Here is a 24,439-nt window from a genome sequence, read left to right as displayed (position 1 = left end):
TATCTTCGTAATATCGTCGCAAGACCCTTTAACCGGCGAACAATTCCATTTACTGATAATTATCATAAATTAACTGGGCAATTTTAACCCATGACTCACCCACAAACCAGAAGAGGTTTTCCCGTTTGTAAAAAATACACATAAAAAAGGCTTGGGAGCATCACTGCTCGCAAGCCTTTTGTTGCGTAATAGAGACAGATTTATGCTGTCATTACTTCAATGCTTCAGAATACGCCATGTCGAATTTAGGAATATGGCTATCCAACCAGCTTTTGACCAATTGCCCCACGTCTTCGGTTACTTCGGCTTCGCCAGCATGAAATTTTTTCTGTAAATCCGCGCAGATACCGATCAACGCTTCGTGCTCGGCTTTGTGCCTATCATAACCAGCAAAGCCCTTTGCCACCATTTCCTTTTCTTCGTGAGCAAAGTGATCAACCACATAGGCAATCAGTGCATCCAGCGAAGCGCCAACGGTTGCGCGCGCGGCGCCGCCCGTGGCTTCATCGTACAGTTTATTCAGCAAACCGAACAAGGTTTGGTGCTCTTGGTCGGCAAATCCGACATTAGTGCCATATTGAGCCGCAGTCCAAGTAATTAAAGCCATATAACGTCTCCTGGTTGTTTTTGTAATGGAGTCGTCATTTTGAACATCTGGCCTTCATTTTTTTTGATTTACATCAACTTTTTGCCAGTTTGGCAAACTCAATTTAGCCGCCAACAACTCAAAATCACCGGCAGCCGAAAACGGCAAAATCCCCAATAGAGGCGCATCCAGACGCTCACGTAAATACGTTAGATTACCGTCAAAACCCGGCATAGCCTGATCAATTTGCACCGCCACCCAACCGGCACAAGACAAGCCGGCCTGGCGTATGGCCGACATAGTCAAGCGCGCATGATTGATACAACCCAGCCTGACACCCACCACCAGAATCACCGGCAAACGCAAGGCTTGCGCCAGACCGGCGTTGTCCAAAACCCCGCTCATTGGCGAATACCAACCGCCTGCGCCTTCTACCAGCACCACATCAGCCCGTTGTTGTAAGCGGGTAAATCCATCTGAAACAACATCCACTGAAACATCTACACCACCGCAAGCCAAATGCGGGGATATTGCCGCTTCAAAAGCGTAGGGATTGATTTCCCGGTATTCCAATGGCACCGAAGCGTATTGCTGCATCAGTAGCGCATCGGAATTTTTCAGCATCCCGTCATGCCATTCACAGCCGGCGGCCACCGGCTTCATCCCCACCGTACTCAAACCTTGCATTTGCAGGTAGCGCATCAAGGCAATCGTCGTCCAGGTTTTGCCGACGTTCGTATCCGTACCTGTAATGAAGAATGCGGACTTCATAACCTTGCCCGCACGACAATAATTTCATAGCTGGCCACTACTTCACCGCCTACCATACTGTTCTCGTAGCGCCGAATCATGCGCTGCAATTGCGAACGGGTGGTGGGTCGCCGATTTCTGGCATCGCTAACATTATGCGCCCCCAGGTCTTTTAGCTCATGCATCAAAGCCAGTACCGTGGGGTAAGATAAACGATACATCACAGTATCCACATCAACCCGCCCAAAACCAGCAGCCCTTAAAAAACCGCCAATCTGCCCCGCACTATAAAAATCGTTAACATGAACAAAGTCGTCGACACCGGTCCAAGCGGCTTTCAATTCTTTTAAGGTTTCCGGACCGAAGGTTGAAAATACCAGCTGCCCATCCTGACGCAATAATCGCCGCACATCGGCAAATACCGCCGACAAGTCCTGACACCACTGCAAAGCCAGATTCGAATAAACTTGTTGCAGACTGTTATCCGCAAAAGGTAGTTTTTCGGCATCGGCACAAACATATTCTACCGATACAGCACCGTTGTTCCGTCGCGACGCTTGCAGCATGGGCAATGCAATATCCAATGCCAAACAAGACTGATTCAGACCATCTAACGGCAAACATCGCGTCAAAAAACCGGTGCCACACCCAATATCCAGCACCCAGCCCGTTGCGGATTGCAACGGATATTTTTGCAGCAGGACTAATCCCACCTGGCGTTGCAACATCGCCGCCGAATCATAACTCCCAGCCGCCGCTGCAAACGAATGCCTAATCTTGGCTTTATCCAACACGGCAAAACTCATTCAGCCGCAGCAACGATGTCGCATAACTGCTGGGCGTGCGATAAAAAAGGCACATGTCCGGCATTTGCGAGGAGATGTAGTTTGACGCGCGTATTTAAAGTTTTTACAGCTTGCCCGGTTTGTACCGGAATCAAAGTATCTTTATCGCCTTGCATGACCGTGGTCGGACAGTGCAAGCCCACCACGGACTTGCGCAAATCGCTATTTTTCAGAATTTGCAAACCACCCTGCAACGCATCGCGCGCTGGCGCATCGCACTCATGTACTGCCAAGCGCAATTGCTGCAATAACTGCCGACTCTCAGGCAAGCCCTGCACTTGCAAACTCAAAAAGCGCTGCAAGGTCAATTTCGTGTCATCGCTAAGCTGGGCGACAAAACCATCCAACACCTCCGGCCTCACTCCCGGCCAATCGGCAGTCTTAACAAACTTCGGATTGCCTGATAACAAGAACAGCGACTGCACTCGGTCCGGACAGCGCGCCGCCATATCCAAAGCCACCGTCGCGCCCAGCGACCAACCTAACACGCTAAAGCGATTGACCGGAATCGCATCGAATAAAGCGGACGTAATAGCCGACAGGTCATATGCATCCAAACCGGCACTGCGGCCGTGACCGGGCAAATCCAGGCAAATCACCTGGCGATGCCGAGCCAGCTGCCTGGCAAATTCGCGCCAAATGCCGCTATGCATCGCCCAACCGTGCAGCATGACCAGCGGTCTGCCCCGGCCGTATATTTCTCTATGAATACCGGTCATGGCAAAGCCTTGGCCAATGCATACAGTAACGCATCGACCTGCTGTTCTGTGTGATTGGCGGAAAAAGTGATCCGCAAGCGCGCACTGCCGGCCGGCACGGTCGGCGGCCGGATCGCACTGACCCAAAATCCTTGCTCCAGCAAACGCTGACTAGCCGCCACGGTTTGCCCGCTGTCGCCAATTAGAACAGGTTGAATCGCGGTAAAAGAATCCATCAGTTGCAGGCCTTGTTGCTGCGCACCTTTTCGGAAACGCCCGATTAAGTTTTGCAGCTGTTCGCGGCGCCACGACTCACTTTGCAACACCCGCAAACTGGCGCGAGTCGCCTCGGCCACAGCCGCCGGCAAGGCGGTGGTGAAGACATAACTCCGAGCTTTTTGAATCAGCATCTCGATCAAATCCTCGGAACCGGCCACGAAGGCGCCGAAGGTCCCAAATGCCTTGCCCAAAGTCCCAATCAAAATGGGTAGGTCATCCTGACTCAAACCAAAATGCTCGACAACGCCGCCGCCGTTTTTACCGAGCACACCAAAACCATGGGCATCATCGATCAGTAAGCCGGCATGATGCTGTTTGACTAACTCAACCATGGCGGGCAATGGCGGCAAATCGCCGTCCATGCTGAATACACCGTCGCTGACCACCAGAGCCTTGCCGGAAGCAGCAGCGAGCTTAGTCTGCAAATCTTCACAATCGGCATGCCGATAGCGCTGAAAACGCGCCCGTGACAACAAACCGCCGTCCAACAAAGAAGCGTGATTCAAACGGTCCTCCAGCACTGTATCGCCGCGACCCAACAATGCCGAAATCACGCCGAGATTGGCCATATAACCGGTCGAAAATAGCAAGGCTCGCTCCCGACCGGTAAAGGACGCCAATTCTTCTTCCAAACCATGATGCGCGCTACTGTGACCGCAAATCAGATGCGCAGAACCGCTGCCAACTCCGAAGCGATCAACACCAGCTTTAAACGCTGTAGCAACCTCAGGATGATTAGCCAGCCCCAGATAGTCGTTACTGCAAAAATTGATTAGCTGCCGGCCATCGACATTCAGCGTAATGCCTTGCGGACCATCGACTACCCTGCGGCGCCGATATAGGTTATCGCGCTCCAGCTGCCGCAGCTGGCCGGCAAAGTCGTAGAAATTATTGGCCATTAGGCGTAGCTGGAACCGCCCATTTTAACGCCCAAACGTTCGAACAATTGCTGGTCGTGGTTAGTCATCGGGTTATCGGTGGTCAGCAGTTTATCACCATAGAAAATCGAGTTGGCGCCGGCCAGGAAACACAAAGCCTGCATCTCGTCGCTCATTGCTTTGCGGCCAGCCGACAGGCGTACCCGCGACTGCGGCATTAGAATTCTGGCCACGGCGATGGTACGCACAAACACGATAGGATCCAGCGCTTCGGTGCCGTGCAATGGCGTACCTTCCACCTGCACCAACATATTGATAGGCACGCTTTCCGGGTGCTTGGGCATATTCGCCAGTTGCAACAACAATTTGGCGCGGTCAGTTTGCGATTCGCCCATTCCAACTATCCCTCCGCAGCATACATTGATGCCGGCATCACGTACCCTTTCCAGCGTATCCAAACGGTCCTGATAAGTACGGGTCGTGATGATTTCGGAATAGTAATCTTCGGAGGTGTCCAGATTGTGGTTGTAATAATCCAGGCCGCCGTCCCTCAAGGCTTGGGTCTGCTTATCGCTGAGCATACCTAGCGTTACGCAAGTTTCCATACCCAGCGCTTTCACGCCCTGCACCATTTCCACGACTCTTTCGATGTCTCTGTCCTTCGGACTACGCCAAGCCGCACCCATGCAAAACCGCGACGCGCCCTGCTCCTTGGCTTGCTTCGCGGCTTTTAAGACGGCGTCAACCGGCATCAAAGCTTCCGGATTTAAATCGGAGTCGTAGCGCGCACTTTGCGGGCAATAGCCGCAATCCTCGGAGCAGGAACCGGTCTTGATGCTTAACAAACTGCTCACCTGGATCTCGTTGGGATCGAAATACACCCTGTGCACGCTTTGCGCCTGAAAAATCAAATCGTTAAAGGGTAGCGCCAGCAAAGCTTCGACTTCGTGTAATTGCCAATCGTGACGGATGGTGGCCGTTGATTCCAAGGGTTTCTGGCTTGCAGACATTCTGATAATCTCCGAAAAGTGAGGACAAAACCGGCGTCGGACACCGACTCATCAACCTGTATTTAAAATTATGGTAAACAACTGGCTGAACATTATACAGAAGAAATTGCTGCCGCCACGTTGCGTGTTATGCGCAAGCCCGGGATACGGCGATTTAGATTTGTGCCTGGGCTGCTTGACCGACCTGCCGCGCAATCTTTCGTGCTGCTACCGTTGCGGAGAACATTTCGAGACCGCGATTGATATGCCGCAACTCTGTGGCCGCTGCCTGAAAAAATCGCCGGCCTTCGACGAGACCTATGCGCCGTTTTTATACCAAAGCCAGATGCGCTATTTGATCGGCCAATTAAAGTTTGCCAACGATTACAAAAACGCCCGCTTAATCGCGGCCCTGCTAGCCGAGCATATCGCGGAAAGTGCCGAATTGCCGGATTGTCTGTTACCGGTACCACTGCATCCCAAGCGCTATCGGCAGCGCGGCTTCAACCAATCGATAGAAATCGCCCGGCATTTGTCCCGGCAACTCCGTATACCACTGGATTTACATAGCTGCGTTCGCCAGCGCGATACCGGCCACCAAACCGGCTTACCGGCCAAGCAGCGCCGGAAAAACATGCGTTTGGCTTTCAAGATTATCAAGCCCCTGACTTTTCAACATATCGCGATTATCGATGATGTCATGACTACGGGCGCGACTGCCTCGGCGCTGGCTGCTACGCTAAAACAAGCCGGAGTCAGCAAGGTCGACGTCTGGGTTTGCGCCCGCGCCTGAAACGGAATCTCAATTATCCTGGACGGCCGAGGCGGTGAGTGGCAAACCAGAATTTTGCAAGGTGTTGAGAGCAGCCAGCAACTTTTCCCGCCGCGAACCGAGCAGTTGAAACCCGTGCATCAGCATAGTGATTTCATCCTGCAGATTGTGTTGATCGACGCCCATGACATTTAAAGCCTCGACCGCCGACGCCAGCGCCAACTCGTGCCGACTTTGGTAAGGCCGTTTAAAGCGGGTCTGAAAGCCGTCCCGCAATTTTTGCAGCAATTCTTCGAAATGCTGTTCGGTGAAATCCTCGGCCTGCATGCGTTCCAGCAACACCTGCTCGGCATCGAATACCTCAGTGTGAAAAGCCTGCCGATAAGCCGCGCATAATTGTTCCACCAAGTTTTTATGCTGTTCTTGCTGTCCTTGTAGCTGCGCCACCAATCGCGCCGCATTTTCTTCCAGGCTGAACATTGGCCGTTGATAACGCATCGCATGCAAAGCCTCCAGCGTCGCTACCAATTCAATCAATCTGGGCTCGGCATAATTTTCGGTTTCCAGCCAGCGATAAAACAGCGGCTTGAAGGCATTCGGAAAACGGCCGAATTGCTCGCAGTAGGTTTCTACAAATTCGCCGATAAAGCGTTCCAGCGCCGGTTGATCGAGCAGTTGCTGCTTCATCGCCAACAACAACCTCCGACTCAACTCACTGATACTCATTTCCGCTCTATCAGCAGGACTTAGCGCGTTAACCTGCTCAGCATCGGCATCATCACCCACATTTTGCCTGGTCGGCGTAGCGCTTAACAGCCTTTGCCAGTACTCCACCAACCCGGTACCTGCGGTTTCGCACCCGATGTGCTTGATAATATTGTCCGCCAAGGCCAACAAACAGCGACTGGCCGGGGAATTGACGGCCAAATCCACTACCGACATCTGTAAAGCCACGGCTTTGGGCAGATTCTCGTCGCGAATCACAAAGCCGCCGTACTCCACTTTCAATTTCAAGCATTTTTCCGCCACGGCGGCAAACCGCCGATAGGTATCGGTCGCAGCCGGGTAATCCAGGGCCTGATTGACCACGACGCGCAGGCTGCCCGTATACTGGCGGGTATTCAAAGACTTCAGCAGCGCAAAGGCATCGGTTAGCGCCGCAGGATCACCGCTGACCACTAAAAAAGTTGATTGCGCCAATTCGATAAAGCGCAACAGCGTTTCGGTATGCATCGCAGCCGTGTCGATCAAAAAATAATCGAATTGCGTTTCCAGATCCGCCAACGCAGCCGCCAGCCTATGTGTCTGCTCGGCGGAGACCGGCACACCACCCATTAGATGCGCAGCTGACACGACGCCAACACCGTCGCCGGTTTTCAGCAACACCTCAGCAATGGCCTTTTCACCGCGTAACACCTGCTCCAAGCGATGTGCCGGCCGCAGCCCGAGCAAAGTAATGATATTGGACAAGCCGGTATCGACATCGACTACGCAGACCCGCTTGCCACGCAATGCCATTGCCGCCGCTACATTAGCCACCACACTGGTTTTACCGACGCCGCTCTTGGCACCGGCAAACACGATAATGTGCGGTTTTGAAGGGCCCTGTTCTGAGATATATAAACTGTCCATGATGGCAATGAAATAGGCTGTTTAGGTCGCGTATAGATCGGCAAACCAAACCAGCCGAATTCGGGCAATATTGTAAGCCCAATCTTATAAATTCATGAATTCATACAACAAACCAAATTGTAAATGTCGACACATAAGCGACAGCCCGGATCGTATCGCCGGCGAATGGTCGATTAGCCACCGTCTTCACGTATAATGCTCTGTCCACAAAACGACTACACATGCCATGACCACACCGCGTCTCGCCTGGGCTATTACCGGCTCCGGACACTATATAGAAGAATGTCTTGAATACATGCTGACGCTGGATAATGTTGATTTGTATTTGAGTCAGGCCGGCGAGGAAGTCTTGAAAATGTACGGTATTCGCCTGGACGACATCCGCGCCAAGATGGCGGTATATCGGGATAAAGCCGCCTCGGCGCCACCGGTTGGTTTGTTCTATAAAGGTTATTACCACACCTTTGTCATGGCCCCCACTACCTCCAATACCATCGCCAAATGCGTGTTGGGCATCGCCGATTCGTTGGTCACTAACCTGTATTCCCAGGCCGGCAAATGCCGCGTGCCCAGCATCGTTTACCCTTGCGACACCCAGCCGGAGATTGAAACCACCGCGCCCGGCAAGAAAAAGTTCATGGTCTATCCGCGCCCAATCGACCTGGAAGCCACCGACAAAATCCGCAGCTTTCCTTACACCCAAGTGGTCGATGATGTCGAGCAGCTAATCGTCGCCGTCAACACGCGATTGGCCAGTCTATGACCGAACGCATCCTGTTCATCACCGGCCGGCTGGCGGAGAAACAAGTCCGGCAAGTTTTGGAAAAAATGCAGCCCGACTTTCAATACAAGGTGTATGTGATGGGCGTAACGGTGGCGGCGTTGATTACCAGCGACATGATCATCCGCCGGCTGCCAGACGCGCAAGGCGCTGACAGAGTGATTTTACCAGGCCGTTGCCGCGGCGATCTTTACGGATTAGCACAACACTTTGGTGTGCCATTCGAACGCGGTCCGGAGGAAATCAAGGACTTGCCGCAGCATTTTGGCCTGGCCGCTCAGCATTACGACCTCAGCCAATACCAAACCAAAATTTTCGCGGAAATTACCGACGCGCCCAGCATCAGCGTCGAGGCAGTCGTCGAGCGCGCTTATTACTACCAAGCCAACGGCGCGGATGTGATCGACATTGGCTTTCTGCCCGGCACGCCGTTTCCGCATCTGACCGAGTGCATCCGCACCTTAAAGCAGGAGGGCTTTACCGTCAGCATCGACTCCTTGGAAGACGCCGATCTGCTGGCCGGCGGCCAGGCTGGGGCCGATTACATGCTCAGCTTGACCACCAAAAGCCTGTGGATTGCCGACGAAGTGGCGACCACGCCGATTCTGATTCCGGAAACTCACGGCGACCTAAGTACGCTGGATAAAGCCATCGAAATCTTGAGCGCAAAAAACCGCGCCTTCATCGTCGATCCCATCCTTGACCCGATTCACTTTGGTTTCACCGACTCCATTGTCCGCAATCATGAGTTCCGCCGCCGCTATCCGGACGTAGAAATGATGATGGGCGTCGGCAATCTCACCGAACTGACCCACGCCGACACCTCCGGCATCAACGCCATGTTGCTGGGGATATGCTCGGAGCTGAATATCAACCATATTCTGGCTACTGAAGTCAGTAAACACGCACGCCGCGCCATCAAGGAAGCCGACAGCGCCCGCCGCATCATGTACACCGCCAAGCAGCACAATACCCTGCCCAAGCATATCGCGCCGGATTTGCTGACCGTGCATGACAGCTCGCCGTTTTTGAACAGCCGCGAGGAAATCGAAAGTTTGGCCGCGGAAATTAAAGACCCCAGCTACCGCATTCAGGTCAGCAGCGACGGCATTCATGTATTTAACCGCGATGGCCTGCACACCGCGCTCGACCCGTTTGATTTTTACCCCAAGTTGCAGGTAGAAACCGATGGCGGCCATGCTTTTTATCTGGGCGTGGAACTGGCCCGAGCCGAGATAGCCTGGCAATTGGGCAAGCGCTTTACCCAGGATCAGCAATTGAGCTGGGGCTGCGCCGCGCAAGACACCGAGCCGGCGGTGGATTTACATACCTTCAAACCCGCCGGCAACACCTTAAAAAAGCACGAAGACTAAGCCGTTTGTCGATTGCGCTTGTCGTAAACTCGACAAAGCCTCAATCCGGCTTTGCGTTAGTCTCGCCAAACCCCCGCTATTTCGGCCTCAGTTCATTTGGTATTGGTCTTGCTTGTTTCTTGGCTAAATCCCATTCACCCGAACGAGCCCTCGCACATGCCCGAGTTTCCGTTAAAACTGGCGGTCGCCACCAAGGACAACATTTCCATCAACGAACATTTCGGCCATGCCACGAAGTTTTCCGTGTATAGCGTCTCCGAAGCCAGTTGCGAATTATTAGAAACCCGCGAAGTGGCCAATTACTGCCTGGGCCAGCATACCGACGAGTCCGCAATGCCCGGCATTTTGGCAACCATTAAAGACTGTTACGCAGTGTTCGTGGCGCGTATCGGCGACGGCCCCACCGCCAAAGTCCATGCTATCGGCGTGCGCGCGGTTTCTGAATACGCCTATGCGGCGGTTGAAGAATCCTTGCTGGACTATGCCAAGCGCACCGCAGCCGGCGAGGAGATCGGATGACGCCCGATCACGTTCAGCAATGGGTGAACGATCACCCACTCAGTCCGATTCACGTCGATTGCGCGGTGACGGTGATGCTGAAAATCATCGACGGCAAATGCAAAATGAGGCCTACTGAAAAAGTGGTGATGGCGCTACTCTATGACTGCGTCAAACACCTGCCGGGGCAACTGCTGCAAGCCGATCTACATCCATTGATCGCGACGGCCCGCGCCAATGAAGACGACGAAGCCCTGAAAAATCTGATTTACGAAAAACGCCTGATGGCGGAAACCGCTATTTCCCGGCCGGTGATGAAAGGCTTTAAAGCGATGATCCGCGAGCAAGGCTTGCTGGAGCGCGGGGATATAGAAGATACGGAAGCCTAAGTCGCGTTCAATCGAAAAAATCGAAACTCAGCTGTCCGCCTAAGTTTGGTGGACGAAACAAATCGCTGCGCAATGCTGGTAGAGAACCGGTTAAATCCAGCTTTCTGGTAATCAGCTTGAAACGCTGCGCCAGCAAATCGGCGTAACTGCCGCTGCCCGTTTGGCGTTGATGAAAAGCCGCGTCATAGGCTTTGCCGCCGCGGCTGTCCCTGACTCGATCCATCACATGCTCGGCTTTTAGCGGGTAGTTTTGTTGCAGCCATTCTGCAAATAAATCCGCCGTTTCCAAGGGCAGGCGTAGCAGGATGTATTGCACACTTTGCGCACCAGCCTTATGAGCCTCGCTGACGATGCTTTCCAGTTCGTAATCGGTGAGAACAGGGATTAAAGGCGCCAGCATCACGCCAACCGGAATCCCGGCTTCCCGCAAGCGGGCGACCGCCTCCAAACGGCGTTGCGGCGCGGCGGCGCGCGGCTCCAGAGCGCGCGCCAGTGTTCTGTCCAGCGTCGTAATTGAAAGATAAACCGAGACCAAACCTTGCCCCGCCATCGGCGCTAAAAGATCGATGTCGCGCTCGACTAACGCCGACTTGGTCACGATACTAATCGGGTGCCGCGTCTCTGCCAACACCTCCAAAATTTGCCGCATGATGCGCTGCTGCCGTTCCAGCGGTTGGTAAGGATCGGTGTTGGTTCCCAAGGCCAGCGGCGCGCAACGATAACTGCGTTTGGCCAACTCTTCGCGCAACAAACGTGCAGCGTCAGGCTTAACCAGAATTTTGCTCTCGAAATCCAACCCGGCGGAATAGCCTAAGTAGGCATGGGTCGGCCTGGCAAAGCAATAAATACAAGCATGCTCGCAACCGCGATACGGGTTTATCGACCGATCAAACGGAATATCCGGCGAATCGTTATAGGTAATCACCGATTTGCTGCTATCGATAATGACTTCGGTGGGCAACGGCGGCAACGCTGCATCCAAACAGCCCCAGCCGTCGTCTTCAGCCTGCCTGTTCAATTTTTCAAACCGACCGACTGCATTACTGATACTGGCGCGACCTTTGTAAATTAATGACTTAGGCATAGCATCATCTTCAAGCAATTGATAACTGGGCAAAGGGATTATACCCAGCACGCGCCAATCTCCAGATAGTCGCACAGATTTTGCCACCCGAATTTGGCTTTACCGGCTCAGCGTCTAATCTTACATCCGCTCTTGAACACTCATCAGACGAGGGCCAGACAAACGACGAAAAAGCCGCTAACCAAATATACCACCGGGTTTAATTCAAGTTATCTGCTGCCAAATCGACAGTAACGTCGGTTGCTATCAAAACGGCCTCACTAGCACACTCATTCTGGCAGGGAGCTAACTATTGAAAGGGGAGCACCGACCGCGAGAAAAATCCAAGCTTCATAACCGTCAAGAACATGAAGGCGAACGGTATTTAAACAACGGGAAAAATCACAGCGCAAAAAAAGCTCGCATCGCTGCAAGCCTTAGTTTTGTTTGGGACAATAATGACCGCGGCGTCTAGTTAATTAAAAACTCCGAGAAAAACACATCACGAAAACCGTCGCTATTTTGAATTTTGCTCAACAGATCAGTTATCACTTGTTTGGTTTTCAAGCGTAAGGCTTCGCGCTGTTCCATACTTTGCAGGTCGGCACTTTTCATGCCGCTAAGCATCATTATCATTTCATGGCGCAGAACCGGCATATGCTTTTTAATGACTTCCAAATGATCGGCACCTTCCACCAGTAACTGCACGTTCAACATCAGGTATTTTTTTGGCTCGGCCAGATTGACGGTAAACTTGGGTTTCATCTCCAGATACTCTATGACCGGCCCGGCGCTTTCGTCGGCTTTTTTCTCGCCGGAGTTCGCCCAGGTCATCGCCGGCAACAGCATCAAACTGATCAACAAAATAAATGTTCGCACGGATTCCTCATATAATGTAGTGACTACACCAAAAGTATATTCCAATTTCGCCATTTGACACCATGAAACCACAAGCTATCGGCCCGGTCATGATCGACATCGAGGCCCACAGCCTCAGTGCGCTGGACAAAGAAAAAATCGCTCATCCCAATACCGGCGCCTTAATCCTATTTTCCCGAAACTACGACAATCCGCGACAAGTCGCTGACTTAATCAAACAGATCCGCGCTGCACGCAACGGTGACATCCTGATCGCCGTCGATCAGGAAGGCGGCCGCGTGCAACGCTTTCAAAATGGCTTTACCCGCCTGCCGGCCGCGGCTTTTTACGCCGAGCAACCTGAGTTGGCAGAAGCTGCCGGCTGGCTGATGGCCAGCGAACTGCTGGCCGTGGATGTGGATTTCAGCTTCGCGCCGGTATTGGATGTGGATTGCGGGGTTAGCGAGATCATCGGTAACCGCTCGTTTTCCCAAGACGCAAAATTAGCCGCAGAACTGGCCGGCGCATTTCGGCAAGGCATGCGCGGCGCCGGCATGGCTGCCACCGGCAAACACTTCCCTGGTCACGGCGCGGTGGCACTGGATTCGCATTTGACGCTACCCGTCGACGAACGCGATCTGGAAACCATCCGCCAACAAGATTTACTGCCGTTCAAACAATTGATAGCACAAGGCCTGGAGGCCATCATGCCGGCTCATGTGGTTTATCCGCAAGTAGACCGTTACCCGGCCGGCTTTTCCAGCTTCTGGCTACAGACCATTCTGCGCGGCGAACTGGGTTTCGATGGCGCCATATTCAGCGACGATCTGAGTATGGAAGGCGCGGCCAGCATAGGCGATTTCACCGAACGCGCCGGCTTAGCCCAACAGGCCGGCTGCGATATGCTGCTGGTTTGCAATAATTCGACAGCGGCGGAGCAAGTGCTGGATAAACTGCCCATCAGCCAAAACAGCAAACGCGAACAACGCCTGCAAGCGATGCGCGGCAAATGCCAGCTCGATAAAGACGCCTTAGCAAAAAGTGACAAATGGCAAACCATTTCCAAACAAATCACGGAGTTTTATGAAGCCCATGCTTGAAGAAATCGGCATTGTTAAACAGCAAGCACTGCTGCTCCACAGCGCCGAGGAAGTCGAAGCGGCATTGGATAGCATGGCGGCGGCGATCACCGACAAACTGCAAGACAGTAATCCCTTGGTGTTGTGCGTCATCAACGGCGGCATCATCGCTACCGGCAAGTTACTGCCGCGCCTGGACTTTCCGTTGAATCTGGACAGCGTCCACGCCAGCCGTTACCGCAACGCCACCTCGGGCAGCGATATACATTGGCTGTTCAAACCGACTACGCCATTGGCCGGCCGTACCGTGTTGGTAGTCGATGATATTCTCGACGAAGGCCATACCCTACAAGCGATAGTCGAATATTGCCGGGAAGAAGGCGCCAGCACCGTTTATACCGCTGCGCTGTTCGACAAAGATTTGCAAGTTACCAAGCCCATCGAGCCCGACTTTATCGGTCTCAAGGTCGCCAATCATTATTTGTTTGGTTACGGCATGGATTACAAGGGTTATCTTAGAAATGCGCCAGGCGTATTTGCCTGCAAGGAAGTACTATGACATTGGCTATCATTGGCGGCACCGGCCTCACCCAAATCGAAGCACTCACCATCACCGGTGAGGAACGCCTGACCACACCTTTCGGCGAGCCATCCTCGCCTTATTTGCTGGGTGAGCTAAATGGGAAGAAATTGGTGTTCCTGGCCAGACACGGCAATCCGCATCGAATCCCACCGCACAAGATCAACTACCGGGCTAATATCTGGGGATTAAAACAACTAGGCGTTACTGAGATTATCGGTGTAGCGGCGGTCGGCGGTATCGGCGCGAAAATGGCGCCGGCCGTTATTGCCATTCCGGATCAATTGATAGACTACAGCTACGGCCGCGAGCATACGTTTTTTGCCGAAGATCTGGAGCATGTCACGCATATCGATTTCACCGAGCCCTATACGCCTTCATTACGCGCCAGAATTATTCAAGCCGCGCAACAGGCAAACATTTCCCTCACCCCATCAGGCACTTACGGCTGCACCCAAGGGCCAAGGCTGGAAACGGTTGCCGAAATCAAACGTATGGCTAACGACGGTTGCGATTTGGTGGGCATGACGGGCATGCCGGAAGCCGCGTTGGCACGGGAATTGGGTTTGGCTTATGCCAACATCTCGGTGGTAGCCAATTGGGCGGCTGGTGTGGTGGAGGGCGAAATCACCATGGCCGAGATCGAGAAAAACTTGGAAGTTGGCATGACCAATGCCATCGCCTTGCTGAAAGCAACGGTATTATTCAACGACTAGCAGAAACAGAAACGGATTTTGACGGGGCCCGGATGCCCCACCAAAATCCGCGAATTTGGGAAACGTAGATTACATTTCCCGAACCTTTGCAAAGCGCTTATCTTTTCGTGCCACCGCTGTGAAGTACATCATTGCGGTAAGCTGAGTTGGCGGAGTCTTCGGCGATATTTTTTGCCGCAGTAGCATATTTATCATGCTCGGCATTTTTTACCATCAGTACGGCGCCAGCCGCCAATACGACAGCAATGACGATATAGAGCCAGAAATTATCTTTTTCTTGTACTTCACTCATTTTGTACCTTCCTTTTGTTGTTTGTGATGGTGGTGCTGAAAAAAATTTCAACGGGGCAAAAGATAACAAACGGAAGCTTATATTTTTTGATATACATCAAACTTTTTATGGTTGTTGAATTTTATGCCTAGTCGCCGCCTATTTCTAAAGCACTCCGGTATTTTGCTGACCGCGGCTTTATTGACCGGCAAATTCGCAAACGTCCTTGCCGAGAGGTTGGCAACGCATTTTGCCGCCGATGACTTCGTCGCCCTCTACTCGCAGCTTATCGATCAGCGAACGGTGATTGATAGCGATAAACTCAATTTGATCCTGCCCGAGATTGCCGAAGATGGCGCGGTGGTGCCGGTTAGCATTGCTAGCGAGCTGGACGACATCGAAAAACTGTATCTGTTCGCCGATAAAAATCCTACGCCGCTGCTAGCAGAATTCGAACTCACGCCGCTGATAGCGCCCTTCCTTAGCGCGCGGATTAAATTAGCCGAATCTTGCAATGTGATTTTGCTTGCCGAACACGGCGGCGAGTTACTGCGCACCAGCCGCTGGGTGAATGTGATGCGCGGCGGCTGCGGTACAGGTTGATATGGCTAACAGTATTAAAATCAGAAGTCAGCGGCGCGACGGTTACACGGAAGTTAAATTACTGATCACGCATCCGATGGAAAACGGCCGCAATCGCGACGCCAACGGCGAATTGATTCCGGCGCATTTTATCGAGCGGTTACTGGTTAAATTAAACGATCAACTAATCCTAACCACCAATATGGCCGGCAGCCTATCCAAAAATCCGTTTTTTACGTTTAGATTAAAAGCAGGAAATAGCGGCGATAGACTCAGTGCCGAATGGACTGACAATAGACAAAACCAAGATCACGCCGAGCACGTGCTCGACTGAAGCATAGGCTAGTTAAGAATAATTTCGGCGGTCTGATTTCGGGCGCTGGCTACCAGAAAACTCAACGGCGATGCAGCAAATTGCCGTTCCAACTGCGCCAACAGCTCTGCCGCGCGCAGCGGATCGGCAACCGCGCAAAATCCGGTCGGCCCCCACGAAGTTTGACCTATCGCCACCGCGCCTTGCTCAGCCAGACTAGCCATCGCTGCCGCGACATCCGGACTGGTAAACACCCCACCCTGCACCGGCGCGAAGTGTTCGCCCACCGCCTGCTGCAACGCAGTAATCACTTCGCCGAATTTATTAAGATCGCCTTCAGCCAGCGCCGGCAAACCCTGCATCAATAGCAAGTAACATAAGCGCTCGGCCTGGGTTTGCGGAAACGGCGGCAATTGCTGAAAAGCGCTGACCTCCTGTTCGCCATGCAAACCTTGGCCGCGTTGATCAAACACCAAAATAAACCGCCAGTCTTCCGGCACCGCCATTTGCGCGATCATGGGCGGAGTTTTGGTGTCGGGTCCGCGACCGCCGTCAACCACCAAGCCGCCTGTTTCGAAGATACCAATACCAATACCGGAACGCGCGCCGCGATCAGAGAGTTGCGCTATTTCCCGCACCGACAACTTCAAACCGTAAAAAGCATTCAACGCCGCACCAACAGCCAGAGCCATTTGCGTACCGGACCCTAAGCCAATATGTTCAGGAATGGCATGGTCGATAGTGATATTAAGTGCATCGGAAACGCCCAGCAGCTGAGAAAATTGCCGGGTACATTTCAGAGCACGCTCGGCGGACGGACCGCTGACTTGCAGGGTATCCGCGGCAGTTATGGTGAGCTGGGTATTGATTTCGTTCAGCGCCAAACCGATGCTACCGAAATGCCGCCCCAAAGCCCCGCTCAAATCGATAAAGCCCATATGCAAGCGAGCCGGTGCTATGACCGTCACTGATTGGTACCGCGCTTTCACCACCTGGATTCCGTCAAATAATAAGGAGCCGGCATTATAGCGGATGATGTTGGCGGGCCGAGATAAAATCAGCCACTTGGTGTAGATCGGCCATGAGAAAATCGGCGTGTTCGGCAGCCCAGGTGTCCGCCGGCTGTAATGACGGCACGAAGACGCAAGACGCGCCAGCGGCCAGAGCAGCACTGACGCCTGTCGGCGAATCTTCCAGCACCAAACAGTCCTCGACCGGTTGTGTCAGCTCCGCGGCAGCGCGCAAAAAAATATCCGGGGCCGGCTTTGCCGCGGCGACCATATCGCCGGCAACGATATAAGAAAAAACATCCATCAATCCGGCCCAGGCCAGGCATTGTTGCGCCGCCGCCAGCGCGCTATTAGTGGCCAGACAGAACGGCAATTGGTACTGAGCCAATACCTCCAACACGGCAAAAAAACCGGGCTTTACGGCGATACCGTGTTGCTGCACATGTGCGAGCCAATAATCGCTACTTAAATGTTGAAACTTGTCCAGATTGAGGCCAACGCCACATTGCTCCTGCAAACGGTGCGCAACCGTCTTTCCTGAGCAACCGGACAAGCTATCCCAAAATTCAGCCGGCAGCGCAAAACCAAGCTCATCGGCCCCGGCCCGCCAAGCCTGAACATAAGTCGGTTCGCTATCCAAAACCAGACCGTCCATATCGAAAATAACCGCCCGCCAATGCCGATCTGTCACCGGATGACCTTAATAAACTCGCCTATGGCTTCCCGATTCGAACCGACTACTATGCGCTGCACACCATCTTGATCAACTTCCAACTGCCCGGCCACGCGAATCCGTTCGCCGATTTGTGCCTGGCCGTTGTAAGTGGCGGTAAAACACACCACGCTATCAACTTGGGGATGCTTGATAGCAAACCGAGCGGGATAATCGAAACTGAATTGGTCTTCACACACTTCGGCGTCGATAGTGATGAAGCCCAGTTTACGATAGCTTTTATCCTGTGCTTCCTGATCGGCAACCGCCAGCGACAAATCGAATTTACGCCCATTGATCATGCCCTTGTTGTATTTGCGCTGCTCGTGCCAGACATATTCGTCAAAGGCAAAATCGCTGGCTCGCCGCTGGTAAGCCTCCAACCAGTCTTCATCGTTTAATGCCTGGCAACGATCTTCGGCAATCAAGGCTTGGACGATATTGCGCGCACGATGAAACTCGCCACGCTCGTAACACACCAGATCAATATCGGAACTGTGTTTTTGCATACCCACCAGCAGCGAGCCGGTCACGCCGAATCGGCTAAGGTCCAAGCCATTGGACCGCAACAAACCACACAGTTTGTGCAAATCGGCCAATACCGGATCGCCGGGCTCCTCAGCCAACAATCTTTGCAATAATTTTTGAGGCTGATAATGCCGAACAATAGCGGCACTGGGCACGGCGTGTAAATGCGCGTCAAGCAGCGTCGAATAATGCAGGTACTGCGGGCAATATTGCTCAAGATGTTGGTTCGCCAGTGCGGTGTCGACCTTGCGCCAAACGCCCTCCACACAGAGGTAGCGCAGAAAACATAAGACCTTCCCATTTTCCTGGCCCTTAACAACGACCGCGAAAATCAATCCTTCCGCAGTTTCTATAAAATCTTTGGCTCGATACACGGTTTTAATTGAACTCCACCCGGTTACGGCCGCTTTGCTTGGCCTTGTACAAAGCGGCATCCGCCGCTTCCAACATCTCCAGCGCGGTTCTATATTGGCCAACATAGGTTGCCACACCCAAACTCAGGCTAACACACTGAGTCTCGGTGTCGCCGTAAACGATGTTTTTTTCAAAAACTTGCCGGCGAATATTTTCAGCAAGCTTAAGGGCATCTTGCAAAGCCGTATCGGGCAAGATCGCCACGAACTCCTCGCCACCGTAGCGACAAATGAGATCACTGCTACGCTCCAATTGCTCCGTGAGAACTTTCGCCACCGCAATCAAACAGCCATCGCCTTGCGGGTGCCCTAAGGTGTCGTTATATTTCTTAAAGTGATCGATATCGCAAATAATCAAAGACAACGGCGTTTTATTGCGACGGGACAGCGCAAACTGCATGGCAAGATTGCTATCGAAATGGCGGCGATTGCCCAAGCCGGTTAATTGATCGCGCAATGATAAACGCTCCAATTCCCGATTGGCGGCCTGCAATTCCCGCTGAGTGGTTTGCAGCTTTTGCCGCATCACATAAATCCGCTCCATCGCGATCACTGTCAATCGCAAACGGGTAGGATTCAGCGGCTTAGGCAGATAGGCATCGCCGCCGGCCAAAATACCGTTAACGAACGACTCATCATCGTCGCGCATCGTAAAAAAAATGATGGGAAACCAATCGGCCTTTTTTAGCTCGCGGATGGCTTTCGTGGCCTCGAAACCGCTCAGCAAGGGCATTTCCACATCCATCAAAATTAAATCCACGTCTTGGTCGGCGACATATTGCAAGGCTTCGGAACCGTTTTCCGCATAGGACACCGCATGCCCCATTTCTTTCAGGCATTCCGCAACCAGCTGCCTGATCACTTTACTATCATCGACCACCAATATTTTCATTGTTGTTTTAGTTGGCTTAAGCAGACTCTAGGATTCTAGCGTAATTAATTGAACTCACAGAAAACAATTGATAAAACCGAGTCAATCCCCTATCCTCGCCCGCTGGCTTTTCAGCCTACCAACAATCCGTTATTCCCCTCCAAACCTTAGGAGAAACCATGAAGATCGGTGTTCCAAAAGAAGTTCACGACGGCGAAAAGCGCGTCGCTACCACGCCCGAGGCCGCTGAAAAAATCATCAAACTAGGTTTTGAAGTACTGGTGGAAAGCGGCGCCGGCGACAATGCCAATATTTCCGATGACGCTTATCGTGCGGCAGGCGTACAAGTCGTCGCTTCGGCGCAGGAATTATGGCAAAACAGCGACATTATCATGAAAGTCCGGGCGCCCGAATTTCATCCGCAATTGAACATAGAAGAAGCCGATTTGCTGCGCGAAGGCCAGCAATTGATCAGCTTTATCTGGCCGGCGCAAAACGAAGCACTAATGCAAAAATTGGCCGCCAAAAAAGTCTCTGTGTTGGCCATGGACAGCGTGCCGCGTATGTCCCGCGCCCAAAAAATGGACGCCCTGAGTTCCATGGCCAATATCGCCGGTTATCGAGCCATCGTAGAAGCCGCGCAACATTTTGGCCGCTTCTTCACCGGTCAAATCACCGCTGCAGGCAAAATCCCGCCCGCCAAAGTGTTGGTGATTGGTGCTGGTGTAGCCGGTCTGGCTGCGATTGGTGCTGCGAAAGGTATGGGCGCCATTGTCCGCGCTTTCGATACCCGCCCTGAAGTGAAAGAACAAATTGAAAGTATGGACGCCGAGTTTTTGATGCTCGACTTTCAGGAAGACGGCTCCGGCACCGGCGGTTACGCCAAAACCATGTCCAAAGAATTTATCGAAGCCGAGATGGCTTTGTTTGCCCAGCAAGCGAAGGAAGTGGACATCATCGTCACCACGGCCTTGATCCCCGGTAAACCTGCGCCCGAATTGATTACCGCAGAGATGGTGGCGTCCATGAAACCCGGCAGCGTGATCGTGGATTTGGCCGCCGAACAAGGCGGTAACTGCGCCTTGACCGAGAAAAATCAGGTCGTGGTGAAACACGATGTCACCATCATCGGTTACACCAATTTGCCCAGCCGCTTGGCTAATCAATCCAGCCAGCTTTACGCCACCAATCTGCGGCATCTACTCACCGATCTCACGCCCGGCAAGGACGGCAATACCGTCATTAACATGGAAGACGAGGTGATACGCGGCGCGACAGTGATTAAGGAAGGCAATATCACCTGGCCTCCACCACCGCCCAAACTGTCCGCTGCCCCCAAACAAGCGGCAGCAGCCGAAGCCGCCGCCGCAGTGGAAACCAAATCTTTGGTACCTGAACCGATAAAGCAATGGTTGCCGATTGCCTTGGCTGCTCTGGTGTTCTTTGCGGTCGGCGCGACGGCACCTACGTCGTTTTTATCGCACTTCACGGTATTTGTACTGGCTTGTTTCGTCGGTTACCAAGTGATTTGGAATGTCTCACCGTCACTGCACACGCCCTTAATGAGCGTGACCAACGCCATCAGCGGCATTATTGTCATCGGTGCTCTGGTGCAGGTGTCCTCGCCTGACTCGATAATCGGTATTTTGTCGGCGGTGGCCATTCTGATCGCGTCCATCAATATTGCCGGCGGCTTCCTGGTGACGCGCCGCATGCTTGAAATGTTTAGAAAATAAGGAGAGCTACATGTCAAACGGTCTAGTTACGATGGCGTACATCGCAGCCTCGATTCTATTCATTCTCAGCCTCAGCGGCTTGAGCAAGCAGGACACAGCGCGGCGCGGCAATTATTACGGCATGACCGGGATGGCGATTGCGATTGCAGCCACGGTATTCGGCGGCAGTGTGACCGCCTACGTCATACTCACGATTGCCCTGCTGATCGGTGGATTTATCGGTACCAAAGCCGCCGCGAAAGTGGAAATGACACAAATGCCGGAGCTGGTGGCATTAATGCACAGCTTGGTCGGTATGGCAGCGGTATTAGTCGGTTACGCCAACGCCATGGATCACTCCAACAGTTTGGTCGGCGCCGAAAAAACCATCCACGAAGTGGAAACCTACATCGGTATATTTATTGGTGCGGTGACCTTTTCCGGTTCGGTGATCGCCTTCGGCAAGCTCTGCGGTCGCATCAGCGGCAAGCCGGTGTTGTTGCCAGCACGGCATTGGCTAAACCTGGCCATGCTGGTCGTTACCGTGATTTTGGGCGGCAGCTTTCTGAGCGCGGCAGAAAGCGGTGGCGGCATGCTGCCGTTGGCAATTATGACCATTATCGCCTTGGTATTTGGGGTACACATGGTGATGGCCATCGGCGGCGCGGATATGCCGGTGGTGGTATCGATGCTCAACAGCTATTCCGGTTGGGCGGCGGCCGCTACGGGTTTTATGCTCAGCAACGACTTGCTGATCGTCACCGGTGCGCTGGTCGGCTCCAGCGGGGCGATCTTAAGTTACATCATGTGCCGGGCGATGAATCGACACTTTCTCAGCGTGATTGCCGGCGGTTTCGGTAGCGCGGGTGGTGAAGCGGCAGAAGTGGTCGGTGAGGTACAACCCATTGAAGTGGAAGAAACAGCCCAATTATTGCTGGATGCCAAAGACATCGTGATCATTCCCGGCTATGGCATGGCCGTGGCGCAAGCACAGCACACGGTCAACGAAATCACCAAATTGCTGACCGGTCGCGGCAAAAAAGTTCGGTTTGCCATCCATCCAGTGGCTGGCCGCATGCCGGGGCATATGAACGTCTTGTTGGCAGAAGCGAAAGTGCCGTATGACATCGTGTTTGAAATGGATGAAATCAACGAAGACTTTCCGCATGTCGACGTCTCCATCGTCATTGGCGCCAACGACATCGTCAACCCCTCTGCTTTGGACGACCCCAACAGCCCGATAGCCGGCATGCCGGTGCTGGAATGCTGGAAAGGTGCTGCCACTATCGTCTTGAAACGCTCGATGGCATCGGGTTACGCCGGCGTCGGCAATCCCCTGTTCGTGCATGACAACACCCGTATGTTGTTCGGCGACGCTAATGATAAATTGCAGGGCTTGTTGAAGGCTTTGCAGGGGTGACCTAGTAATATGCCCTGATCGGTGACCGCCAACGAAGTTAATTGGCGGCCACCTCAAACGGGGCAGCCGCAAAGGACGAAGAATATCAGGCCTTTTTACGTTTCAGGCCCAGGAAACCCAGTAATCCGGTACCCATAAACCAGATCGCACCAGGCACTGGTACAGCGGCTGGCGTAATTGAAGTGACCAAATAAACGGTACTATTATCACTGCCCCATGCTCCTGCGCCATTGGTATTGATACTGTTATAGTACCAGACCCATTGCGCGCTGGAATCGATACCGGAGTGGAAGCCCCAGGGCGATATTCCATTGGCACCCTCTGCGACAATCGGGGATGCCGGATTCACCAGCGAATCTACATACATACTCCAACCGGTACCGCCAGTTGAAATAGTATTTGCGCCATTGCCGAATAAGTAGTCGTTATTCGACAGCGTAAAAGTACCCAATGCTGCACCCGGGCCACCTTGATTGGTGACTTTTAAAATCAGATAGGAAACAGACGTGGTGGTTAGGTTGTCGACCGAAGAATACGTGCTACCCCAATCGTTGCCGCTTAGAATAGCAGGGCTACTAATCGAGGTTGCGCTGGAGCTGACGTACGCTTCAAAGGCATTATCGGCAGTAAAAACGCTGGTCAGTAAAGTAGATGCTTGCGCGCCTGATATTGAACCAGCCAGGATAAGAGCCGAAGTCAGTTTTTTCATTTTTCAGATACCTTTAAGTTATGTGAGTAGCGTAAGGTTATCACTTGGTGGTTATCGATCATATTGCCCAAAAGCATTACGACCAAGCCTCCGGTAGTAATAAGCGCTAGTAGCCTAAACCCTGACTAAATAGAGCAGAGGCTGGTTTTGCCACAAGTTAAAAAGTTGGAGTGAATTTGTTTACCTTACCATCCATCTGGAACCTGATCATTACCACCCTCGTATTCATCTGGGTAGCCAAACGTGCCCAAACTTTGCTGGATAAGCAAGATTTGCCCCGTGGCACGACACGCAGTTTGCTGGTGTTTACCTTGGCCTCGCTGCTATCCTGGGGATCAGGCGAAGCTGTCGACTGGACCGAAGCGAAAATCCGGGGCAAGCCACAAATCGCCTCTCGGTCAACGGAAGAAGAGATTGCTCAGCTGTTAGAGGTTTTCAACCAAATGCAAACGGCAACCCAAACTAAATCATCAAGCTATTAACGAGACATTATGAAAAGACTGCTATTGGGATCAACGCTGGCCTTTTGTGCCCCCACCTATGCTGACAACTATTTATCGTTTAAAGCACCGAATAAAGCCGATGCGGAAACTTGGCTGAATGCCTTTACCGATGCTCAAGATATGACCCGAGACGGCATGGTGTTAAAAAGTAATTTAAAGCGGGAAGAACTCTCGGAATTGCTGAAATCGCTGCGGGCAAAAGCGGAAACCTTGTTCGGTGATGTCGTATCGCCGTTCGGTGATTGCACGAAATCGGTCGAGTCGGTCAATTGGTACTGGCAAACACAACTATCGCTCATTACCGATCCAACGAATGATACCGATAGCAAGGCGCTTAGCTTGGTTACCCTGGCCTGGGAAGGCGGCGAATATTATGCGATATGCTCACGCATGATCAGGGCTTTGCCGTAACGCTGACCCGAATTCTTCTAGCTTTAGTTAGGACTAGTTGAGACGAAAGCGATAAAGACCTGCCTTCCACGACCTTTAGCACCAAGGTCTGTTATTGCTCTGAAAGCGGCCTTGCTTCTGATCTATCACTTAAATCAGTCTGGTAGCATGGGCACCGCTATTTATCGGGGGGAATTGGCAAAAATATTTACGCCCTCATAACGGCAAAATGCTGA

29 protein-coding genes are annotated in these 24,439 nt (G+C 52.7%); 14 read left to right on the top strand and 15 right to left on the bottom strand.

Annotation, left to right across the window (positions count from 1 at the left end):
• Positions 1-211: 211 nt before the first annotated feature.
• Genes ACWAU0_RS16205 through bioB form a run of 6 tightly spaced genes read right to left on the bottom strand, consistent with a single transcriptional unit; the run spans position 212 to position 5,046 of the window.
• Complete coding sequence (locus tag ACWAU0_RS16205; protein WP_033156576.1) at positions 212-607, bottom strand: bacteriohemerythrin; 396 nt, start codon at positions 605-607, stop codon at positions 212-214.
• A gap of 54 nt (positions 608-661) precedes the next feature.
• On the bottom strand, positions 662-1,357 hold the full coding sequence (gene bioD / locus ACWAU0_RS16200; RefSeq protein WP_458137269.1) for a dethiobiotin synthase: 696 nt from the start codon (positions 1,355-1,357) through the stop codon (positions 662-664).
• The gene (gene bioC / locus ACWAU0_RS16195) at positions 1,354-2,142 is read right to left on the bottom strand and encodes a malonyl-ACP O-methyltransferase BioC (protein WP_458137268.1); all 789 of its coding nucleotides are present in this window, start codon (positions 2,140-2,142) and stop codon (positions 1,354-1,356) included. The genes bioD and bioC overlap by 4 nt, the downstream gene beginning before the upstream one ends.
• Positions 2,139-2,900 carry a pimeloyl-ACP methyl ester esterase BioH gene (gene bioH, locus ACWAU0_RS16190; RefSeq protein WP_319962450.1) on the bottom strand — a complete coding sequence of 254 codons (762 nt, stop codon included), beginning with the start codon at positions 2,898-2,900 and terminating at the stop codon, positions 2,139-2,141. Before bioH ends, bioC begins: the two co-directional genes overlap by 4 nt.
• Positions 2,897-4,057 carry an 8-amino-7-oxononanoate synthase gene (gene bioF, locus ACWAU0_RS16185; RefSeq protein ID WP_458137267.1) on the bottom strand — a complete coding sequence of 387 codons (1,161 nt, stop codon included), beginning with the start codon at positions 4,055-4,057 and terminating at the stop codon, positions 2,897-2,899. The genes bioH and bioF overlap by 4 nt, the downstream gene beginning before the upstream one ends.
• Positions 4,057-5,046, bottom strand: coding sequence for a biotin synthase BioB (gene bioB, locus ACWAU0_RS16180; protein ID WP_458137266.1), 990 nt, complete (start codon positions 5,044-5,046; stop codon positions 4,057-4,059). The genes bioF and bioB overlap by 1 nt, the downstream gene beginning before the upstream one ends.
• Before the next feature lie 70 nt (positions 5,047-5,116).
• On the opposite strand from bioB, the gene ACWAU0_RS16175 reads away from it, so the two are divergent.
• A complete protein-coding gene (locus ACWAU0_RS16175; RefSeq protein ID WP_458137265.1) occupies positions 5,117-5,818 on the top strand; it encodes a ComFC family protein in 702 nt (233 codons plus the stop codon).
• A gap of 9 nt (positions 5,819-5,827) precedes the next feature.
• Here the strand turns inward: ACWAU0_RS16175 and ACWAU0_RS16170 are convergent, their stop codons facing one another.
• Positions 5,828-7,429, bottom strand: a complete 1,602-nt coding sequence (locus tag ACWAU0_RS16170; RefSeq protein ID WP_458137264.1) for a MinD/ParA family ATP-binding protein — start codon at positions 7,427-7,429, stop codon at positions 5,828-5,830.
• 226 nt (positions 7,430-7,655) lie between these two features.
• Here ACWAU0_RS16170 and ACWAU0_RS16165 point away from each other — a divergent pair, with 226 nt between their 5' ends.
• The 4 genes from ACWAU0_RS16165 (at position 7,656) to ACWAU0_RS16150 (ending at position 10,470) form a co-directional block, all read left to right on the top strand.
• A complete protein-coding gene (locus ACWAU0_RS16165) occupies positions 7,656-8,192 on the top strand; it encodes a flavoprotein (protein WP_319962445.1) in 537 nt (178 codons plus the stop codon).
• Positions 8,189-9,583, top strand: a complete 1,395-nt coding sequence (locus ACWAU0_RS16160) for a DUF6513 domain-containing protein (protein ID WP_458137263.1) — start codon at positions 8,189-8,191, stop codon at positions 9,581-9,583. The genes ACWAU0_RS16165 and ACWAU0_RS16160 overlap by 4 nt, the downstream gene beginning before the upstream one ends.
• A 156-nt stretch (positions 9,584-9,739) precedes the next feature.
• Positions 9,740-10,102, top strand: a complete 363-nt coding sequence (locus tag ACWAU0_RS16155) for a NifB/NifX family molybdenum-iron cluster-binding protein (protein ID WP_458137262.1) — start codon at positions 9,740-9,742, stop codon at positions 10,100-10,102.
• Positions 10,099-10,470 carry a hypothetical protein gene (locus ACWAU0_RS16150; RefSeq protein ID WP_458137261.1) on the top strand — a complete coding sequence of 124 codons (372 nt, stop codon included), beginning with the start codon at positions 10,099-10,101 and terminating at the stop codon, positions 10,468-10,470. The genes ACWAU0_RS16155 and ACWAU0_RS16150 overlap by 4 nt, the downstream gene beginning before the upstream one ends.
• Positions 10,471-10,477: 7 nt before the next feature.
• Here ACWAU0_RS16150 and ACWAU0_RS16145 read toward each other — a convergent pair whose 3' ends face one another.
• Both ACWAU0_RS16145 and ACWAU0_RS16140 read right to left on the bottom strand, forming a co-directional pair.
• Complete coding sequence (locus tag ACWAU0_RS16145) at positions 10,478-11,554, bottom strand: PA0069 family radical SAM protein (protein ID WP_458137260.1); 1,077 nt, start codon at positions 11,552-11,554, stop codon at positions 10,478-10,480.
• A 450-nt stretch (positions 11,555-12,004) separates the two neighbouring features.
• On the bottom strand, positions 12,005-12,412 hold the full coding sequence (locus ACWAU0_RS16140) for a flagellar basal body-associated FliL family protein (RefSeq protein WP_033156742.1): 408 nt from the start codon (positions 12,410-12,412) through the stop codon (positions 12,005-12,007).
• 62 nt (positions 12,413-12,474) lie between these two features.
• Here ACWAU0_RS16140 and nagZ point away from each other — a divergent pair, with 62 nt between their 5' ends.
• From nagZ to ACWAU0_RS16125, 3 genes are read left to right on the top strand one after another with little or no spacing between them, the layout of a single operon-like run.
• Entirely contained in the window at positions 12,475-13,491 is a 1,017-nt protein-coding gene (gene nagZ / locus ACWAU0_RS16135) for a beta-N-acetylhexosaminidase (protein WP_101051951.1), read from the top strand.
• A complete protein-coding gene (locus tag ACWAU0_RS16130) occupies positions 13,484-14,029 on the top strand; it encodes a hypoxanthine-guanine phosphoribosyltransferase (protein WP_165786271.1) in 546 nt (181 codons plus the stop codon). The genes nagZ and ACWAU0_RS16130 overlap by 8 nt, the downstream gene beginning before the upstream one ends.
• Positions 14,026-14,766 (top strand): S-methyl-5'-thioinosine phosphorylase, encoded by a 741-nt coding sequence (locus ACWAU0_RS16125; protein WP_101051949.1) that lies wholly within the window; start codon positions 14,026-14,028, stop codon positions 14,764-14,766. The genes ACWAU0_RS16130 and ACWAU0_RS16125 overlap by 4 nt, the downstream gene beginning before the upstream one ends.
• A 97-nt stretch (positions 14,767-14,863) precedes the next feature.
• On the opposite strand, the gene ACWAU0_RS16120 is transcribed toward ACWAU0_RS16125, so the two are convergent.
• Positions 14,864-15,058 (bottom strand): hypothetical protein, encoded by a 195-nt coding sequence (locus ACWAU0_RS16120; RefSeq protein ID WP_033156590.1) that lies wholly within the window; start codon positions 15,056-15,058, stop codon positions 14,864-14,866.
• Positions 15,059-15,181: 123 nt separating this feature from the next.
• On the opposite strand from ACWAU0_RS16120, the gene ACWAU0_RS16115 reads away from it, so the two are divergent.
• Both ACWAU0_RS16115 and soxZ read left to right on the top strand, forming a co-directional pair.
• Complete coding sequence (locus ACWAU0_RS16115; protein WP_133120647.1) at positions 15,182-15,640, top strand: thiosulfate oxidation carrier protein SoxY; 459 nt, start codon at positions 15,182-15,184, stop codon at positions 15,638-15,640.
• A 1-nt stretch (position 15,641) separates the two neighbouring features.
• On the top strand, positions 15,642-15,953 hold the full coding sequence (soxZ, locus tag ACWAU0_RS16110) for a thiosulfate oxidation carrier complex protein SoxZ (RefSeq protein WP_101051947.1): 312 nt from the start codon (positions 15,642-15,644) through the stop codon (positions 15,951-15,953).
• An 8-nt stretch (positions 15,954-15,961) separates the two neighbouring features.
• On the opposite strand, the gene ACWAU0_RS16105 is transcribed toward soxZ, so the two are convergent.
• The 4 genes from ACWAU0_RS16105 to ACWAU0_RS16090 are packed head-to-tail and all read right to left on the bottom strand — an operon-like array spanning position 15,962 to position 19,487.
• The gene (locus ACWAU0_RS16105) at positions 15,962-16,900 is read right to left on the bottom strand and encodes a beta-ribofuranosylaminobenzene 5'-phosphate synthase family protein (protein WP_276308149.1); all 939 of its coding nucleotides are present in this window, start codon (positions 16,898-16,900) and stop codon (positions 15,962-15,964) included.
• 55 nt (positions 16,901-16,955) lie between these two features.
• Complete coding sequence (locus tag ACWAU0_RS16100; RefSeq protein ID WP_101051946.1) at positions 16,956-17,633, bottom strand: HAD family hydrolase; 678 nt, start codon at positions 17,631-17,633, stop codon at positions 16,956-16,958.
• Positions 17,630-18,556 carry a hypothetical protein gene (locus ACWAU0_RS16095; protein ID WP_458137259.1) on the bottom strand — a complete coding sequence of 309 codons (927 nt, stop codon included), beginning with the start codon at positions 18,554-18,556 and terminating at the stop codon, positions 17,630-17,632. Before ACWAU0_RS16095 ends, ACWAU0_RS16100 begins: the two co-directional genes overlap by 4 nt.
• Positions 18,557-18,560: 4 nt before the next feature.
• A complete protein-coding gene (locus ACWAU0_RS16090) occupies positions 18,561-19,487 on the bottom strand; it encodes a GGDEF domain-containing response regulator (RefSeq protein ID WP_458137258.1) in 927 nt (308 codons plus the stop codon).
• Between the two features lie 158 nt (positions 19,488-19,645).
• Here ACWAU0_RS16090 and ACWAU0_RS16085 point away from each other — a divergent pair, with 158 nt between their 5' ends.
• Together ACWAU0_RS16085 and pntB are read left to right on the top strand one after the other, a co-directional pair.
• Positions 19,646-21,202, top strand: a complete 1,557-nt coding sequence (locus ACWAU0_RS16085) for a Re/Si-specific NAD(P)(+) transhydrogenase subunit alpha (protein ID WP_415880562.1) — start codon at positions 19,646-19,648, stop codon at positions 21,200-21,202.
• Between the two features lie 10 nt (positions 21,203-21,212).
• Positions 21,213-22,601, top strand: a complete 1,389-nt coding sequence (gene pntB, locus ACWAU0_RS16080) for a Re/Si-specific NAD(P)(+) transhydrogenase subunit beta (protein ID WP_458137257.1) — start codon at positions 21,213-21,215, stop codon at positions 22,599-22,601.
• An 85-nt stretch (positions 22,602-22,686) separates the two neighbouring features.
• On the opposite strand, the gene ACWAU0_RS16075 is transcribed toward pntB, so the two are convergent.
• Positions 22,687-23,310: a PEP-CTERM sorting domain-containing protein gene (locus tag ACWAU0_RS16075; protein WP_458137256.1), complete on the bottom strand. Its 624-nt coding sequence runs from the start codon at positions 23,308-23,310 to the stop codon at positions 22,687-22,689.
• A gap of 176 nt (positions 23,311-23,486) precedes the next feature.
• Here ACWAU0_RS16075 and ACWAU0_RS16070 point away from each other — a divergent pair, with 176 nt between their 5' ends.
• A complete protein-coding gene (locus ACWAU0_RS16070; protein WP_171695721.1) occupies positions 23,487-23,792 on the top strand; it encodes a hypothetical protein in 306 nt (101 codons plus the stop codon).
• A 9-nt stretch (positions 23,793-23,801) separates the two neighbouring features.
• On the top strand, positions 23,802-24,224 hold the full coding sequence (locus ACWAU0_RS16065) for a hypothetical protein (RefSeq protein WP_458137255.1): 423 nt from the start codon (positions 23,802-23,804) through the stop codon (positions 24,222-24,224).
• Positions 24,225-24,439 lie beyond the last annotated feature (215 nt).

Source organism: Methylomonas sp. Uni0009 (assembly GCF_054188105.3).
The sequence above is the reverse complement of the archived record's forward strand: the minus strand, read 5'-3'. Positions and strand labels throughout refer to the sequence as shown.